Consider the following 17,864-nt stretch of genomic DNA (forward strand, 5'->3'; position numbering starts at 1 on the left):
CAAGGCTCTACTCGAGCTTGATGAGCATGGGGTTGCCCGTCAGGATGCCGCTGATGCCCTCGAAGTGTCTCCCTATGTTTGCCCCCTGGTCTGTGATGGAGAATTTCCGGATAGAAGAATCGTGCCTGGAGCCCCGCATTTTGAGTACAGCGATGCTGCGTTGCATCTCGCCCGACATCTCTACATAGCGCAGTAGGATGATGGTGTCCGTGATGGGAGAGATGTTCCCCTCTGTATCGGAGGTGCCGCCCGCCAGCAATGGGGTGTTGGACGTGAACATGCCGGTGATTTCCTGATGCTTGAGGTAAGAGGTAAAGGCAATGATAAACTCTCGGAAGCCTTTGTCGCCGGAAGTGCGCGACAGAGCGGAAAGACTGTCGATGGCGATTCGGTCCGGTTTGAAGTTTTTCACTACTTCCTGTATGTTGATGAAGTGGTCTTCCAAAGAGGAAATCTCCGGGTAGATGCAAATCACTTTCAGCAGTCCTTCTTCCTCTAGCTGGTTGAAATCGATGCCCCAGCCGGCTGCGTTCCGGTATAGTTGCTCGCAGCTTTCCTCAAAAGCCATGAGTAGGCAGCGTTCTTTATTCGCGCGTATCCCGTTGATGAAGTTGGCTACCAGCAAGGTTTTGCCGGCCCCGATTGCCCCGGAGACCAGGTTGATGGAGCCTTTGTAAAACCCGCCGTTTATCATCTCATCCAGTGCAGGTATGCCAGAGGTGATTCGCTCGTTAGATGAGACGTGCTTCAGGTTCATGGCCGAAAGCGGGATGATGACGATGGCCTTCTCCGGGTTGATGGAAAACGGGTTCTCCCCTTTTTCGTGGTTGCTCCCCCTGAACTTCAGGATTTCGATGGTTCGTCTGCGCTTCTCGTTATGCAGCACATTGCGGAGGATAACCACGTTGTCTGTCAAAAACTCTTCCACCCCGAAGCGTGTGATTTTCCCGTATTCCTCCAGCCGTTCGGCCGTAATGATGGACGTGGCACCCAAACGCGACAAGGTCAGGGCCACCTGTATCAACTCCCGCCGTATGGTATGCATCTCTTCGTGAAACTGCGTGAAAATGCTGCCTATGGAATCGATGACCACCCGCTGTGCCTTGCATTTCCGTACGGCGCTCTCCAGCCGGATGCGGAAGGCGCTCAGGTCAAAATCGCCGACAGCGATTATCACCTCTTCCTTGGGGGCGGCATCCACAAAAATCCACTTCCCTTCTTTCTCCCAGGTGTCTATATCCCAGTTAAAGCTTTTTAGGTTTTTCCGGATATCATCTACCTGTTCTTCAAACGTGACGAAAACACCTGGCTGGTTGAACAACTGAATTCCTAACGCCAGGAATTGTGCTCCAAAGAGCGTTTTGGCGCTGCCAGAACTTCCCGCTACGAGGGTGGTGCGGCCAATGGGCAATCCGCCATGGGAGATATGATCGAAGGAAGCGTTTCCTGTTTCTAGTTTTTGAAGGTTCATAGGCAAACGTAAGCGGTTGTGGAAGTGGAGGTATGGTGTGAACATACAGGTCTAGGTGTTACCATGATAGGTAGTTATAATGGGCTTTAAGGTAAAGTACAGCGAACCTCTCTGTGTCTGTCCACGTCCGAGAACATCTATACCCGTGTTAAGGGAGTGGCTACCGGTTTGAATCAGTCACATGCAGCTGCATGAATCCCCGAGTCTGACATAACCGACAAAGGGATGTACAAAGGTGTGAGGTATAGGAGGGGAATACTTTACATACTTGTTCCAGTATGTATCAAATGTTACAGGTTTTCGAGCACGCTCTCCCGTTTGTCTTTGATGTGCCTGTAAAACGTGGGAGAAAGGCCCGTCACTTTCTTGAACTGGGCGGACAGGTGGGCGACACTGCTGTAATGCAGGCGATGGGCGATTTCGGTAAGGGTGAGTTCATCATAAAACAGCAGCTCCTTTGCTTTCTCTATCTTGTGGATGATGATGAATTGCTGAATGGTGATGCCTTTGACCTCTGAGAATATATTAGCCAGGTAGTTGTAGTTGTAGCCCAGCTTCTCGCTGATGTAGACGGAGTAATTCACGTTCGGCTGTTCTTCCGAGGAATGAATGAGGTCCGTTATCAGCGTCTTGATTTTATCTATCAGTTTGCTTTTGCTGTCGTCCAGCAGTTCCAAACCGGTTTTGCTCAGGTTTTCCTTTAGCTGTTCCAGCTGGATGTCAGTGATGTCTTTGTGAATTTCAACCACGCCCAGGTCAACCACCACATACTCTGATTGCAAACCCAGGTTTAGGAGCTCTTTCTGCACCAGCGCTTTGCAGCGGTTACTGACCATGTACTTGATGTATAGCTTCATTGATTTTTGTAAAGTGCATGCTCGCGTCCGGGAGCATGGTACGGTGGCGTCGCTGGAAGATGAGTCAAAACCTGGCGCGACGCAGAAGACAATGAGAGCGGGAATTTACCAGATACTGTCAAACAGTCCTGATGTTCGTACCTATGACGTTTACACAGCTACATTAATTCATTAACCAATAAAGTATTCCGAAAACATCCAGTAGCATGAAAAGATAAGATATCCTTTAGCTGCTTCTGTCAACCAGAATGCCCTATACCTGCAATCTACAAAGGTTTAAGCCGAAACCTGGCATTCCAATGATTTATATTTAGCGGCCTCTACACGCACGTGTCAGGTATAGCAGTCCGAGGATTGTATTGAAAATCCTCCTAGGATGCTTCAGCAGGTATAGCAGGGGAGGACTTATCATTTTCACATCAACATGTAGCCAAGAGTTGTGCATGGTCTTGCGTCTGGCCAAAAGGGAATACATCTTGTGGATTGTACTTTCTCTGAAAACCGCCACATTTCGCACCGTCCCCAAAGGAAATTTCGAAGCGAATAAGTACATTGACAGGAGAAAACAAAATCCATCCCCCTATACCTGAGGTCAATGGCAGAAACAAAGCATCAAAACAGAAGCCAGATAAAAGTAGGGCTATATGCCGCCGTGGTGGTTTTTCTTGCCTACACCATGATTTTCGGGTTCCGGAAGTCTTTCACGGTGGCCACCTTCGATGGGATTGAAATAGCCGGCTATAGCTACAAGACGATTCTGGTCATTAGCCAGGTACTGGGCTACCTGCTCGCCAAGTTCTACGGCATCAAGTACATCTCGGAACTCAAGCGGACGGGCCGGGGGAGCGTGATTTTGCTCCTCACAGGTATAGCCTGGGCCAGCTGGTTACTTTTTGCGTTGGTGCCGGTGCCGTACAACATCGTGTTTCTGTTCATCAACGGCTTTCCGCTGGGCATGCTGTGGGGAGTGGTGTTCTCGTACGTGGAGGGCCGACGGAGCACTGACTTCATTGGGGCGACACTGGCGGTGAGCTTCATCTTCGCCTCCGGCTTTGTCAAGTCTGTGGGAGCCTGGCTGATGGTGGAGTTTGGCGTGTCGGAGTTCTGGGTGCCGTTCTATACCGGTCTGGTTTTCGCGCTGCCGCTCCTGCTCTTCGTTTTCCTGATGGAGCGGATTCCACCTCCCAGCGAAGAGGACATCCGGCATCGGACAGAGCGCGTAGCCATGACCGAGGCCGACCGCAAAGGCTTCGTGAAAGAGTTCTTTGCAGGTATAGTAGCCTGCGTGCTCATTTACTGCTTTGCGACCATCTTCCGGGACATCCGCGATAACTTCGGGGCTGAGATGTGGAAGGAGCTGGGGTACTTCAACCAACCGGCCATTTTCTCCCAAACGGAAACGCCCATCACGCTGATTATCCTGGTGTTGATTGGCAGCATGGTGCTCATCAAAAACAACTACAAAGCCCTGCAGACGGCACATGTTTTCATCCTGATTGGCTTCACGATTGCCGGGATTTCCACCTTGCTTTTTACCGTTCAATCCATAGCGCCCATCTGGTGGATGATGCTCGTCGGGCTGGGCCTGTACATGGTCTACATTCCGTTCAACGCCGTGTTCTTCGACCGGCTCATCTCCACGTTCAGGTACACCGGCAACGTGGGCTTCCTGATTTACCTGGCTGATTCGTTTGGGTACGTGGGCAGCGTGGGGGTGCTGTTCAGCAAAGAGATTTTCAAGGTGCAGCTGAACTGGGTCACCTTCTTCTCCAACAGCGTGATAGGCCTCTCGGCCATCGGCATACTGCTCACGGCCTTTTCCATGGTGTATTTTGGGAGGAAGTATAAGCGACTTATGCATAAAGAATTCAACGAGCTAAAGCCTGTGGAGACGTTGCAGGTATGAGTACTGCGTTTTGTATGTAAGGTATAGATTCCTGCTAACGCGATTTGATATATTCCTTACCAGCTGTAAGCATCAGCGTTAATTCTTCTCGCAAGTAGTACTGCTGATTGCCTGTAACCAGTCATCCGCTGTGCTCCACACAGAAAAAGACCTCTGCAGATTTCAGTCAATGTAACTTACATATAGTTCCTCAAGAGTGGCTAGCACTGTATTTTGCTGAGACTTGCAATTGATGTTGCCATAGACTTACCTGTTAAGTTGGATAGGAGGTGAAATATGATAATATTCTAAGTAGTGGGAGCGCTGTTCTTCTTTTAAAGTATAGGTTTTTAATGCGTTAATGTATATGCTATTTGTATTATACCAAAACTAAATAATATGGATATAGTATATAAATTACTGAACTTTTCAAACTTTAATTTGAAATAATATGGCAAACTTACTCGAGTCATTACAGGGATTCATAAACCCGGAGCTCATATCAAGAACCAGCAGCGAGTTAGGCGAGAGTGAGCCTGCAACAGCTAAGGCTTTTGGCGGGATATTGCCTGCCGTCTTAGGCGGCTTGGTCAGTCGTACGTCTGAGCCGGGTGCCATGGGGTCTATTTTTAACCTGATTCGGCAGAACGGCGAAAGCACGTTGTCAAACCTGAGTAACACTGTTCCGGGTGCTCCCGGAAGTACTGCACCTGCCGGAAACCAGTTCCTATCCGAGATTTTCGGCAACAACCTAAATGGCGTAAGCAATGCGCTCAGCAATTTCGCGGGCATAAAATCCACATCCGTTGCGGCCATCCTTGGCTACATAGCACCCTTGGTATTAGGTTTCTTGGGGAGGAAGACCCAAGAGGATAACCTGGACGAAGCTGGGCTAAGCAGCTACCTGAGCAGTCAGAAGTCAAGCATCATGAGTGCCCTTCCTGCCGGGCTCGGCAGCGTTCTGGGCTTGGGAGGTTTGACTGGCGCAAACACTGCAGCTAGTGCCGCCGCTCCACATGTTGAGCGACCACACCACGTTGCCACTGCCGAAAGAGTCCACCATACCTCAGAGCCTGAGAAAAAAACAAACTGGCTATGGCCTGTGCTGCTTGGCCTCGCAGCCCTCCTGTTGCTTGTATTCGGATTGCGTTCCTGTGACGAAGACACAGATACGGATACAGCCGCAGTGACTACGGAGCCTGTCAGAACAGAAGAGGAGAGAATGGAGCCAAGGGAATCAGGTGTAGCTCTTACTGAAAGGGAGATTCCAGGAGGTGTTGTGCTCAACATTCCGCCAGATGGTATAGAAAGCAGACTGGTAGCGTTTATTGAGGACGATAACAAAGTGCCCGATAAAACCAGCTGGTTCAGTTTTGACCGCCTGCACTTTGAAACCGGTAGCGCCCGAATACAACCTCAATCGCAGGAACAGATTGACAATATTGTCAAGATACTAAAGGCCTACCCACAGGTGAATATCAAAATTGGCGGCTATACCGATAACGTTGGACAGCCTGCTGCCAATCTCAAGCTTTCCCAAAGCAGGGCCGAAGCTGTGAAAGAGGCTATTCAGCAGCAAGGTATAGACGCCTCCCGATTGGAGGCGGAAGGGTATGGCGAACAACACCCCGTTGCTGACAACACAACTGAGGAGGGCCGTACCCAAAACCGGCGTATCGATGTCTTGGTAACCAAAAAGTAACAGTTATCGGGTTTTCATCCAGAAGTAGATACCTAAATAAAAAAGGCAGGAGAGACGGATTCGTCTCTCCTGCCTGCTTTTATTTAGGCATAGTTGCGCTGAAACAGCCGTTACCTTACCGTGAAACCCTGCATGGTGTATAGTATACCAAGACCTAGAGATTGATTATACTGGACACCAGTATCCTGGTCATGGTCATAGATTAAGTTGCCCATCAGGTTCACATTGATGTAGCGGTTGACTTTGGCCGTTAGTACGGCATTGAACATGTGGTCGATTTGCTTTCCGGAAAGTTCCTGGTAGTTAATGTAGGCCATGTAGTTCAGCCTGAGATTCACGTTGGTGAGTACATCCCGATTGTAAGTGGCCTGTATCATGGCAGCCAACCATTCCGTTCGCACGCTTTTACCTTCCGGCACGCCATAGCGCTCGTTTGCTGCCACCGCGTCATCCGCTAAAAAAGTAAAGCGGGGAGCAAATGGGCTCAGGCGCAGCGAGAAATACGGATTGGGTTTATACTCTGCACCTAGCGCAAAAGTAAGGAAGCCAGGGGATAGGAAGTTGGAAATCAGCCGGTCATTTCCGTCGGCGTCTATGTCATACTCATAGCCCTTCGCAAACTGAGAAAGGAAATTAGCAGAAACAAACGCATTCCAGTCAGAAGAGATGGCATAGCCATACTTGGAATCCAGGTATAGGCGGTCGATGCTTTTGCGCTTTTCTTCTCCTTTGTTTTTGAGCAATCCGTACTGCATTTGCACCGCATTGTCCCACGATATTTTGCCACTGACATAATCAGCTCGGGCATCCAGATTTGCATTGAATGCAATGGAGCTGATACCGCCTGCTTTCCAGTTGTCGCTGAACGCAGCCTGGTTTAAGTTTATACCTGCTGCGAAGGTTCTTCTCCAGGTTGTGTCGGCTTCTGTCTGGGCAAATACCATGGCAGAGTTTACCAATAGGATAAACAGTAACAGTATAGATTTTTTCATGTGAATGGGTATAAAGTTTTGAAATTGAAATGTGTCTTATTCAAGGTGGTTGTCTGTATTCCCCTCTGTGCATGTCCAAGGGTAGTATGTAAGTATTTTATAAACTTCTCTAGCTCAGAAGATGCTTAATCGATTGTTTCATGCTTAAATCAGTAGTCCTGTTAGTTCATTGCTGCAAAGCTAGTATAGGCGGGAAAGGCGCTTCGGATTTGGTATAACTACGTGTATAAATAAGTATAAAGTACTTACTAAAATATACTAATACAGTTACGAGAAGACATTGTTTCATTACACACTTGCATGCCATACAGCTATGAAGAAATTAGAAAACAAAGTAGCCATCATCACAGGAGGTGCCGGCAGTATTGGCCAAATCACAGCCCAGCTTTTTCTAGAGGAAGGGGCCAGGGTCATGCTGGTCGACCTGAACGAGGACGCCTTGCAACAGGCTGTCAGGGAACTAGGCGGCGAAAACGTGAAGTACAGCGCTGCCGATGTATCGAAGTCAGAAGACGTGCGGCGCTACGTGGATGCCACTGTCAAGGCCTTCGGTAAGATTGATATGTTCTTCAACAACGCCGGCATTGAGGGGGTGGTGAAACCAATCACAGAGTACCCGGAGGATATGTTCGACAAAGTAATTGCGGTCAATGTGAAGGGCGCCTGGCTGGGTATAAAGCATGTGTTGCCGCAGATGAACAATGGAGGCAGCATCATCAACTCCTCTTCGATAGCAGGCATCAACGGCAGCCCCAATGTGAGCGCCTACATCACGAGCAAGCACGCCGTGGTCGGTATCATGCGGGCGGCAGCGGTGGAGGCCGCGCCCAGGAAAATCAGGGTGAACTCCGTGCATCCTTCGCCGGTGGACAACCAAATGATGCGGTCTCTGGAGGAAGGCTTTGCCCCGGGCCAGGCCGAGGCAGCCAAGAAAGAATTGGAGAACACTATTCCGCTGGGCAGGTATGCCGAACCGGAGGAGATTGCGCAACTGGTCCTGTTTCTGGCCAGCGACGACAGCCGTTTTATCACCGGTACCACCCAGGTGATTGATGGTGGGTTGAGTGTCCAGTAAGGATTGACCTAATCGTATGCGACCCCGCTGCAGCCGAATCCGTAGATGTGACAGAGGCGGACATGCTGCCCGATACTATACCCGATAGACCCGATGGAACAGCAACAGAATAAATACGATGAGCCCATGCGCTTCCTGGTTTTTTCAGCTTCGCTACGAGACGATTCGCTGAATACACGACTAGCGCGGTTGGCCCAACAAGTGATTGAGGAAAAAGGAGGGAAAGTTGATTTCGCCGATATGAGTGAGTTTGATGTCCCTTCCTATAACCAGGATGAGGAATCAAACAGCGGACACCCGACAGGAGCGGAGGAACTCTGCAGGCGGCTGCTGGCAAACGACGCCTTCATCATCTCGTCGCCGGAGTATAACGGCTCTATGCCTGGGCTGCTGAAAAATGCGATTGACTGGGTTTCCAGGTTCCGGCCGCAGCCGTTCAACGAGCGGCATGCCTTGCTCATGTCTGCTTCCCCCTCTATGGGCGGTGGCAACAAAGGACTTTGGGCATTAAGGATGCCCTTGGAACATCTGGGGGCACGGGTTTTCCCGGATATGTTTTCGTTGGCCACTGCGCACAAAGCGTTCACAGAAGATGGCACCATTGCCGATGCGACACTCACCAAGCGGTTCGAAGACAACCTGGTCGCCTTCATGAACCTGGTGGAAGCCGCCAAGCATTACCCTTGCATGAAAAAGGCGTGGGTGGAGTTTTTAGGTGAGTACCCTGACCCGGCAGTTGAGCGGGTGGAATAAAAAGCATTTCGCTTAATGGTAAACACGACGTTACCACAGACTTTAGAGACTCTGACAGGTATGGATAGTGCTATACCTAACAAGTTTTATAGGCCTTTAAGGTATAGGGCGTGTTTTGATATGCGCTTGTCTTTTCTGCGTGATAGAGGGTGGTTGTGGAAGGCCAGATGCAGATGCTGTATAAATTTACCTGATTTCACGGCGCAAGAGTTGCGCGTTTATGGCCACAATCACGGTGCTTAGACTCATGAGGGCAGCCCCCACCGCCGGCGACACCATAACGCCCTGGTTGTAGAGCACGCCCGCTGCCAGGGGCAAGGCAATTACGTTATAGCCGGTGGCCCAAATCAGGTTCTGAATCATTTTGCGGTAGGTGGCTTTGCCGAACAGTATCAGCGAAGCGATGTCCTGCGGATTGCTGTTCACCAGGATGATGTCAGCTGTCTCGGCGGCTACGTCGGTGCCCGAACCAACAGCAATTCCCACATCGGCCTGCGCCAGGGCAGGAGCGTCATTCACGCCGTCGCCGGTCATAGCCACGAACTCACCTTGAGCCTGCAGCTCCTTCACTTTCTCCTGTTTCTGGTGCGGCAGTACGTTGGCCAGGAAGCCATCCATCTGCAGCTTGTCGCTCACACTCCTGGCTACGCGCTCGTTGTCGCCGGTCAGCAGCAGGTTCTTGATGCCGTTCTGTCTGAGCACCCGTATGGCTTCGGCTGACTCCTCCCGAATCTGGTCGCGCATGGCGATATACCCAACCGGCTTATTTTCCAACAGAACATACACTACTGTTTCCACGCCTTCCTCCGCCTGGCTGGCAGGCACGGGGATATTGAATTCATGGATGTAGTTCGGGCCCACTACTTTCACCTCTTTCCCTTCCACTATACCTTCCAAACCTTTTCCGGGTAAGTAGTTAAAAGCCTGTGCGGGAGGCACGGGTATACCTTCCTCTTTTGCCCGGCGCAGTATGCTTTGCGCGATGAAGTGCTCCGAGTTCTGCTCCACGCCAGCCGCCAGGCGCAGCATTTCGCGCTCCTCCATCGCCTTATCAAAAACCACGACAGACGCAATTTCATGCGAGCCCTGTGTCAGCGTGCCGGTCTTGTCGAAGATGACGGTGGTAATCTTGCGGGAGTTCTCAAACGCGGTGCGGTTGCGGATGAGCAGGCCGTTATTGGCCGACACAGCCGTGGAGATAGCCACCACCAGCGGCACGGCCAGCCCCAGCGCGTGCGGGCAGGAGATGACCATTACGGTCACCATCCGCTCCAGCGCAAAAGCCAAATCATGACCAAGTAAGAGCCACACAGTAAAGGTGCCGAAGCCGGCGGTCAGCGCCACGTAGGTCAGCCATCTGGCGGCCCGGTCGGCCAGGCGCTGCGTTTCAGATTTGGTTTTCTGTGCCTCCTGCACCAGGTGAATCACCTTGTTGAGGTAGCTTTCCTTGCCCGTATGCTCTACCCGCACCTGCAGCGCTCCGTTGCCGTTGACGGAACCTCCAATCACCTTCCCGCCCCTGGTCTTCTTTACCGGCTTGCTCTCACCGGTCAGCATGCTCTCGTTCAGGTGGCTCTCGCCGTCTTCCACCACGCCATCGGCAGGCATCTTTTCGCCCGGCTTCACCAGAATCAAATCACCTTTCTGCAGCTCCTCGATGCGTACTTTCAGGGCCTCGCCATCCCGAAGCAGCATGGCCTCGGCAGGCATCATGCTCACCAGCAGTTCCAGCGCCTTGGAGGCCCCCAGGACCGACTTCATCTCAATCCAGTGACCGAGCAGCATGATGACTATCAGCGTGGCCAGTTCCCAGAAGAAGTCCATGCCTTCCAGCCCAAACACGATAGCCGAGCTGTAGAGGTAAGCCACTGTGATGGCCACCCCAATGAGCGTCATCATGCCCGGAGCGCCTTTTTTCACCTCTTCCACCAAGCCGGTCAGGAAAGGCCAACCGCCGTAAAAATAGATGATGGAGGAGAGTACAAAGGCGATGTACAGGCTATAAGGGATATCCAGGGAGAAACCCAGGATGTGCTGCACCATCGGACTGAGGATGATAACAGGTATAGACAGCACCAAAGATACCCAGAACCGCTTTTTGAAGTCGTCTATCATCATGCGGTGGTGGTCGTGCCCATGTCCGCCGTGGGGCGGGTGACCGGTGGTGTCCTGGTGCATGGCGTGTTCATGGCCGTGCAGCGCCTTTTCCGTGAGCCGCTCGGTTGCATCGGTTTTAGACACCTTGGCCTGGTGGGAGTGGTTATGCCCGTGGTGATGTTCGTTGTTCATATTTTTGAAAGGCAACTGACCAATTGTATAATGCTCTCGCCCTAGTTTCCATGCTAAGTCAGGCATTATAGTATCAGCGTATGCGCCATACGCATCTTTCAACACGCCTTTGACTCCTTTGCCATAGGCAGTTCGTGCAACAACGGAATGTTCCTGCTTCCGTTAGGGTAGTTGTACGACGAATATCGAATAAGAGAAATGATTTCAGTTTCAAACAACGCCTATTACGAATTGACTTACGACCGTGTAAAGAACCGGGTATACCTTCGGATTAACAATTACTGGAAATCACCTGAGGTTGTGCCCAACTACCTCAGCGATTGGGATAAAGTCATTCAGGTGGCTAAGCCTGGCTATACCTTGCTGGCCGACTTTCGCAACATGATTACGCACCCCACTGCTGTGAAAGCGATGCACGAGGCCGTTGTCAAGCGGCTGGCCGAGTCAAAAATCTCTTATATAGCCGAAGTATCCCCTACAGACAGGATAGCCGTGCTACAGGTAACTGGCGTGTTTCAACAAATAGGTATGGGGAGCATCAAGGTGGCTGATATCCTGCTGGGCGAAAACATCCTGGACCAGCTTTCCAAGTCCGAGCTCTGATTAGTAGCCTAGTCTTCGCCACCCGGCGTGATGTATCCATAACATATGAGACAAATCATCTGCTAAGCCGGCTTCTTTCACGCATTATCAAAGCTCATGAAATAGTTGTACGCAGTTGAGGCGTATGTACAGAGTTCTACTATACCGCCATTATCTGTATAGTTGGATTAAATATTGAGCTGCCTATTGATTCAACCTGCCACTGTTAATCAATATTTTGTCATGGGAGCCATAGTCTTCCAGCAGCGCCGTCGCGCTTTTGCGGCGGGTAAGGTTCTTCGCGAAATTTCTCATTTTACGGGTTGGGTGTCAGTAGTGGAGGTGGTCAAGTTCTTGTTCTGGGCTGGTACAGGTATAGCGCTGCTTTCCTCCTTGCCAAACACCTGGGTGACCCAGCGCGGGAACACAATCACGCCGATTACCAGGTATAGGTAGTAAGTCAGCAGGCGGTACAGCAGCACGATGATGGTGGTAAACCCGCCCAGGAAAGCGCCGAAGAAGGCCGGAAAAGCTATCTCGGCAAAACCAGCCCCGCCAGGCGTGACAGACAGGAGCAGCACCACCTTGTAGATGAGGTTGCGGGCGAACACCAGGAAATGGTCTGCCGCTTCCAGGTGCGTGAAGGCCGCAATCAGGCAGCCGATGATGGCATAGCGTGCCGTCCAGACGAATATGGTGGAGATGCTCCCGTGCAGCCAGTAGGCGTAGTCCTTGGTGCGCAGGTGCCTGGAGGCGATTAGCAGCTCGTTCGCATGCCGCAGCAGGGCTGGGCGCCACTTGCGGAGCAGCCTGAAACTTCCTATGCGCAGCAAAAGGCGCTTGACGGCCTTCGGGTTCATGAACAGGGCATAAAACATCGTGAAGGCATACAAGGCAATCAGCAAGTAGGAGATGCCAAACGTGATGACCAGGCTCAGCCGGAACGTCTCACTCATGGTGTCGAAGGTGGGAATCAGCTGACCACCCGTGAACAGCACCACCAGTGGCACCGCCAGAACAAAGTACAGGTTATCCAGCATGGCCGTCACCATCACCTGGGCAATCGACTTGCCTAGCGGAATCTTCTCCTTGAACAGGATGTAGGCGGCAATGGTAGAGCCACCCACCACCGAGGGCAAGGCGCAGGAGGCAAACTCCCAGAGCATAATCACCCGGAAACTCTGCCTCCAGCTCAGGGCTTTGTATGTGATGTAGCGGATACGGTACATGTAGCCCAAATCCCTGACCAGGAGCACCAGCAGGGTGATTCCGAGCCAGAGCGGGCTTGCCTGCAGGAGCGTCTGGAGCTGCCCGGGTTCGTAGTTCTTATGCAGCATGTAGCCTACCACGCCCAGTCCCAGCAACATGGGCAGGATGAGCCTGCGGGTCGAGAATTTCTTCTGGAGTTCTTCTTTCGTCAGTGCCATGGCGGTGTTTCTTTGTACTTATACCTTCACCCTTCTTAAATGAGGCAGTTTCACGGGCATGATGACCAGTGGCACCTTCTCTACTTTTACGGAGCTGGTATCCAGACCGAACCACTTACTTTCAGACGTGGCAAACTGCTTGAGGTTGAAATACCACTCCATTATCAGCCGTTTCCGGAATGGCAGGTCGTTCTCGTAAGATAAGAATTTCTCCAGCACCACAAACCGGAAGTCGCCGATAAGGTGCTGCCTGCTCAGGGAAGAGTACCGGCTCGTGATATCTACCTCCCCGTTGTCCACGAGTTCCTCCACCACTTTCCGGAAGAACAAGTTGATGCGCTGCTCCACCCGGAAGCCCAGTTTGAAGTCAATCCGGATTATATCGTCGTCTGTAATTCGGCTTACTTTGTATTCGCTGGTATAAGGTTCATCGGTGGTCTCCACATGTACAAACCAGTAGATGTCGGCCCGCTTGGGGCGCTTCTGAAAAATGGAGTAGATGATTTTCGACTCTATATCCCTCGGGCTGGAGACACTCGTCATGAACACCAGGTGCGTCGTGTACTTGGGCACCGACTCGTCGGCACTGAGTTCTCTCAGGGCGGGCAGGTAGTCCTTCAGGCGCACGTAGTCGGTAAAGCTGCGCTTGATGTAGAAGGCGTTTATCCAGGTATACATCACCGCCAGCAGCAGGCCTGCGATAAGCAGCGACACCCAGCCACCATGCGGAAACTTGCTCAGGTTGGCCACCAGGAACGAGAGTTCAATAGCCAGATAGAGGACCAAAAACGAGACCACCAGTATCCTGGACCTGGACTTGACATAGAGGTAGTACGTCATCAGGATGGTGGTCGAGAGCATGGCCATGGTAATGGCCAGGCCGTAGGCAGCCTCCATTTGCGCCGATTCGCGGAAGTACAAAACCACACCCACGCAGCCCGCCCACAGGAGCCAGTTCACGCTAGGCACGTATAGCTGTCCCTTCAGGTTGGTGGGATAAACCAGTTTCACTTTCGGCCAGAGGTTCAGCCGAATCGCCTCGCTGATGAGCGTAAACGAACCCGACAACAGCGCCTGGCTCGCAATGATGGCGGCGATGGTCGCGATGGTAATACCGATGAGCAGGAACCAATCCGGCATGAGGCTATAGAAAGGATTGCCTACCAGTTGCTTGCCCTGCTGGGTCATCAGCCAGGCACCCTGCCCCAGGTAGTTGAGCACCAAAGAGACTTTCACGAAGGCCCAGCTCAGGCGAATGTTAGGACAGCCGCAGTGGCCCAAATCGGAGTATATGGCTTCCGCGCCCGTGGTACAGAGGAACACGGCCCCCAACAGCCAGAACCCGTTGGGGTAGTTCACCAGCAGGTTGTAGGCGTAGTAGGGGTGGAGCGCCTTCAGAATCTCCGGATGGTGCAGCAAGGAAACTGCGCCCAATGAGCCCAGCATCGTGAACCACAGCAGCATGATAGGCCCGAACGCCTTCCCGACTACCTGGGTGCCAAAACTCTGCATCAGGAACAAACCGGTGAGAATGGCCAGCACAATGGGCACAGTCGGTATACCTGGGTAGAGCAGCCGCAGGCCTTCAATGGCGGAGGAAACAGAAATGGGCGGCGTGATGATGCCATCGGCCAGGAGGGCAGCACCGCCCACCATGGCCGGCACAATAAGCCAGGGGCTCCTGCGCCTGATGAGGGTATAGAGGGAAAAGATGCCACCCTCCCCGTTGTTGTCTGCCTGCAGGGTGAGCACTACGTACTTTAGAGTGGTCTGCAAGGCCAGCGTCCAGAAAACGCAGGAGATGCCGCCATAGACCAGTGTTTCCGAGATAGGAGCCTCCCCCAAGATGGCCTTCATCACGTAAAGCGGCGACGTGCCGATGTCACCGTAAATGATGCCGAGTGAAATCAATACCCCGGCAGTAGAGACAGCATTCGATTTATACTGAATACTCATAGAAAAGAAAAAATAGACGGGTACTAACGCTGCCGGAATAGCAGCAGGTGAAGTGTCTTATTTTGCACCAATGGCAAAGCGCGAGTGCCTTTCGCAGGTATAGCCACCAGCATCCTTTTCGTCAGCCGAACCAGATGAAGGTCTTCCAGCTATTATGCTAAAGAGCCGAAAGAGGCTCCTGCAGGCACTATGACAGGGAAAACAGAAACAGACGTGCAGCCGCCAATTTCGCGGTCTAACTTGTGTTGCGCTCCTGTAGGAGAAGCACATGGAGAAAGAAGAGAGCTCTAAGGACCCTTTGTGAAGATGGTATGAAGGCCGCAATCGCCTCTAGAGGCAGGATAGGAGTTGGGTGCAGTCGCAGTGCCCGGGCCTCCAGCGTATAGCTTTTGGAGCAGCGAGTAAAACAAAGGGAGCAACAGGGACTTGTCGAGTTGAAGGATGCCTTCTTCTCCTGAGGTACACTTGCCTGCTAATAGGACCAGCGGAGCCTCATCAGCAGTATTTAGCCTCTTCTGAATAACCGACTCCTCCGGATGGGCTGCTGCCTGAGCGGCAACAGGCAGGGCATAAGCCAGCACACTGCATAGCAGAACCGCCAGCAGTACATTCAGCTTAGTAAGGACCTGTCTCCCTGTGGGTTTCATGGCTGCAAAGGAATAGGGTTGTGCTGATTAAAGCAACAGCGTAGGGCACATATATTTTGTGCCCCTCCAGAACGAGTTTCTTTATACGGGCAAGGTATAGCAGTAAGCGCTTATCTAGTATGACCTTGCAATGGTATCAATGCAGAACCTTGTTCTCCGATGGTACCTGTGGCTCCTTCTGTTGGTTTTTGCGGAACCACCAGTACATGGGTATACCTGTCAATATCAGCGCCATGCCGATGGCTGCCTCCCGGGGCCGGACAACAATCGTGTTCAGAAAAAGGGCGGCACAGAAAAGAACCATGATGGCGGGCACCACAGGGTAACCCCATACCTTGTACGGTCTCGGAGCGTTGGGCATTTTCCTCCTCAGGATGAACACACCCAACGTGGTGGAACCATAGAAGATGAATACAGCGAAAATAATCATGTCCGTGAGCTGGTCGAAGGTGCCTGAAAGCACGAGCAGGCAAGCCCATACACACTGGTACCGAAGGGAGGCGGCAGGTGCCTGCGCCTTGTTGAGCACCGCTGCCTTCTGAAAGAACAGGCCTTCACGCGCCATGGCAAAATAGGTGCGGCAACTGGCCAGAATGGTGGCGTTGGTGCAACCAAGCGTGGTGATTAGAATGAGAACCGAGATAAACACGGCCCCGGCGTATCCCCAGAAACTTCGCACCGCCTCCACGGCCGCAATCCTGTTGCCTGCCTCGTGCACCTGCTCCATCACCGATACAGGCAGCAGGGACAGGTAGGTCATGTTCACCAGCAGGTATAGGGCTATGACCGTCAGTACCCCGATGGCTATACCTTTGGGGATGTTCTGCTTGGCATTTTTGATTTCGCCGCCTACAAATCCGACGGCCGCCCAGCCCTGGTAGGCCCAGAACGCCGAAAGCATGGCCGTGAAGACAGCGCTGAAAGTGACAGGTGCAGCCGAAACCGAGGAAGGCGTGAAGCTGCTCCCTATATCAGACTGCTTGCTGCCAAGGCCGAAAATCACGATGACACTGATGCCAGCAAACACGAGCAGCAGGATGGCGGTACTAAGCCATGCACCTGTCTTTACCCCCTTGGTGTTCACCCAAGTGAGGAGGACAATCAGGAGAATAGCGACGAGCTTTACATTGAAATCAGCGAAAGGGTAAAAAATGCCGCTAATCGTGAAGCCAGACAAACCCTCCAGTATAGGAGGCAGGGAAACGATGCTGTGGAGAGACTGAGCGAAAACGTAGGCCAAGGACGAAATTGCTGCCGTCTGTATAACCGTGAACAGGGACCACCCGAAGATGAAGGCAAAGAAGCGGTTGTAGATTTTTTTATAGTACGCATATTCGCCACCCGTATCGGCCAACAGCCCGGCTACCTCCGCGTTGCTCAAGGCACCGAACAGGGAGATAACGCCAGCCAGCAGCCAGCAGATAAGCACCCACTCCGCCGAGTGCAGCTCTGCGGCCATCGGGGCCACTTTCTTGTACACGCCAGACCCAATGATGTTCCCTATCACGACTACGATGACCAGGCGCAAGCCCAGCGACCGGTCCAGTTCGGTTTGTTTCCCCATACGAAGTGTCTACTGCTGGTGCTTTGATGATTCAGATTTAGAGGTTACCAATGTATGATATATAAAATTGATTTCATACAAGTCCAACGAGAAGAAACAACCACATAACTGCCCAGGCACAGAATGCAGATACTAGCTAAATTGTCGCCTTGAAACAAATTATATCTCTGAAGTAAGCACAGGCTTGTGCTCGAAGGTTGCCAAGGTATGGCTGCTATACCGTTGTCTGAATAAAGAACAGGGATTCCTGAATACTAAATAGGTTTAGAGGTTATCTGCATCCCTACTGGTACAAAAATACCAGAAGGGATGAGCCCTTTTGTAGGTTAGCAAAGCCTGTTTACTTTCAAACAAATTTTGCGAATAAAGAATTGTCTACTATCACATCAAAACACCCTAGAGGTCTCTACTACCTTTTCTGAAGTGAGGGAGCGGTTTGGCTTTTATCTGATGTTGGCCATCTTCTTCCTCTACATGATTGATGCGCAAAGCAGAAGCTTTGGGATTTCCAAGGAAAGCGCAACTGAATTGTCAGGCGTGCTGGCAAGCATGTGGGACAAGTATGACCGCTAGGCTTGGTTCTTCGTGGTAAACTGCATTGGCTCCTTGCTGGCTGCGTTGGCCATTTTCCTGATGCTCAAGTGGCTGCGCGAGATTGTAAAGA

Annotated in this window: 14 protein-coding genes; 6 read left to right on the forward strand and 8 right to left on the reverse strand. The window is 51.8% G+C overall.

The window, feature by feature from the left end; genetic code table 11:
• Positions 1 to 7: 7 nt before the first annotated feature.
• Positions 8 to 1,471: a circadian clock protein KaiC gene (gene kaiC / locus B051_RS0114125; protein ID WP_026236412.1), complete on the reverse strand. Its 1,464-nt coding sequence runs from the start codon at positions 1,469 to 1,471 to the stop codon at positions 8 to 10.
• 290 nt (positions 1,472 to 1,761) lie between these two features.
• Complete coding sequence (locus tag B051_RS0114130) at positions 1,762 to 2,328, reverse strand: helix-turn-helix domain-containing protein (protein ID WP_018478865.1); 567 nt, start codon at positions 2,326 to 2,328, stop codon at positions 1,762 to 1,764.
• A 595-nt stretch (positions 2,329 to 2,923) separates the two neighbouring features.
• Between B051_RS0114130 and B051_RS0114135 the strand changes: the two genes are divergently transcribed.
• Together B051_RS0114135 and B051_RS0114140 are read left to right on the forward strand one after the other, a co-directional pair.
• Positions 2,924 to 4,234: a DUF5690 family protein gene (locus B051_RS0114135; protein WP_018478866.1), complete on the forward strand. Its 1,311-nt coding sequence runs from the start codon at positions 2,924 to 2,926 to the stop codon at positions 4,232 to 4,234.
• A gap of 430 nt (positions 4,235 to 4,664) precedes the next feature.
• Positions 4,665 to 5,915 (forward strand): OmpA family protein, encoded by a 1,251-nt coding sequence (locus tag B051_RS0114140; protein WP_018478867.1) that lies wholly within the window; start codon positions 4,665 to 4,667, stop codon positions 5,913 to 5,915.
• Between the two features lie 110 nt (positions 5,916 to 6,025).
• On the opposite strand, the gene B051_RS0114145 is transcribed toward B051_RS0114140, so the two are convergent.
• Positions 6,026 to 6,907 carry a DUF3078 domain-containing protein gene (locus B051_RS0114145; RefSeq protein WP_018478868.1) on the reverse strand — a complete coding sequence of 294 codons (882 nt, stop codon included), beginning with the start codon at positions 6,905 to 6,907 and terminating at the stop codon, positions 6,026 to 6,028.
• 313 nt (positions 6,908 to 7,220) lie between these two features.
• On the opposite strand from B051_RS0114145, the gene B051_RS0114150 reads away from it, so the two are divergent.
• Positions 7,221 to 7,982, forward strand: a complete 762-nt coding sequence (locus tag B051_RS0114150; RefSeq protein ID WP_018478869.1) for an SDR family NAD(P)-dependent oxidoreductase — start codon at positions 7,221 to 7,223, stop codon at positions 7,980 to 7,982.
• A gap of 93 nt (positions 7,983 to 8,075) precedes the next feature.
• Positions 8,076 to 8,735, forward strand: a complete 660-nt coding sequence (locus B051_RS0114155) for an NADPH-dependent FMN reductase (RefSeq protein WP_018478870.1) — start codon at positions 8,076 to 8,078, stop codon at positions 8,733 to 8,735.
• A 186-nt stretch (positions 8,736 to 8,921) separates the two neighbouring features.
• Here the strand turns inward: B051_RS0114155 and B051_RS0114160 are convergent, their stop codons facing one another.
• A complete protein-coding gene (locus B051_RS0114160) occupies positions 8,922 to 11,024 on the reverse strand; it encodes a copper-translocating P-type ATPase (protein WP_033316877.1) in 2,103 nt (700 codons plus the stop codon).
• 198 nt (positions 11,025 to 11,222) lie between these two features.
• Between B051_RS0114160 and B051_RS21350 the strand changes: the two genes are divergently transcribed.
• A complete protein-coding gene (locus B051_RS21350; RefSeq protein ID WP_018478872.1) occupies positions 11,223 to 11,627 on the forward strand; it encodes a hypothetical protein in 405 nt (134 codons plus the stop codon).
• Positions 11,628 to 11,917: 290 nt separating this feature from the next.
• On the opposite strand, the gene B051_RS0114170 is transcribed toward B051_RS21350, so the two are convergent.
• The 4 genes from B051_RS0114170 to B051_RS0114185 form a co-directional block, all read right to left on the reverse strand.
• A complete protein-coding gene (locus tag B051_RS0114170; protein WP_018478873.1) occupies positions 11,918 to 13,033 on the reverse strand; it encodes a lysylphosphatidylglycerol synthase transmembrane domain-containing protein in 1,116 nt (371 codons plus the stop codon).
• 18 nt (positions 13,034 to 13,051) lie between these two features.
• On the reverse strand, positions 13,052 to 14,989 hold the full coding sequence (locus tag B051_RS0114175) for a KUP/HAK/KT family potassium transporter (RefSeq protein WP_026236413.1): 1,938 nt from the start codon (positions 14,987 to 14,989) through the stop codon (positions 13,052 to 13,054).
• Positions 14,990 to 15,276: 287 nt separating this feature from the next.
• On the reverse strand, positions 15,277 to 15,636 hold the full coding sequence (locus tag B051_RS0114180; RefSeq protein WP_018478875.1) for a hypothetical protein: 360 nt from the start codon (positions 15,634 to 15,636) through the stop codon (positions 15,277 to 15,279).
• 136 nt (positions 15,637 to 15,772) lie between these two features.
• A complete protein-coding gene (locus B051_RS0114185) occupies positions 15,773 to 17,200 on the reverse strand; it encodes an APC family permease (protein ID WP_018478876.1) in 1,428 nt (475 codons plus the stop codon).
• A gap of 423 nt (positions 17,201 to 17,623) precedes the next feature.
• Here B051_RS0114185 and B051_RS22740 point away from each other — a divergent pair, with 423 nt between their 5' ends.
• Positions 17,624 to 17,773: a hypothetical protein gene (locus tag B051_RS22740; RefSeq protein ID WP_211214343.1), complete on the forward strand. Its 150-nt coding sequence runs from the start codon at positions 17,624 to 17,626 to the stop codon at positions 17,771 to 17,773.
• The last annotated feature ends 91 nt before the right edge of the window (positions 17,774 to 17,864 follow it).

The sequence above is a fragment of the Pontibacter roseus DSM 17521 genome (assembly GCF_000373265.1).
In the GTDB taxonomy this organism is placed as follows: Bacteria; Bacteroidota; Bacteroidia; order Cytophagales; family Hymenobacteraceae; genus Pontibacter; species Pontibacter roseus.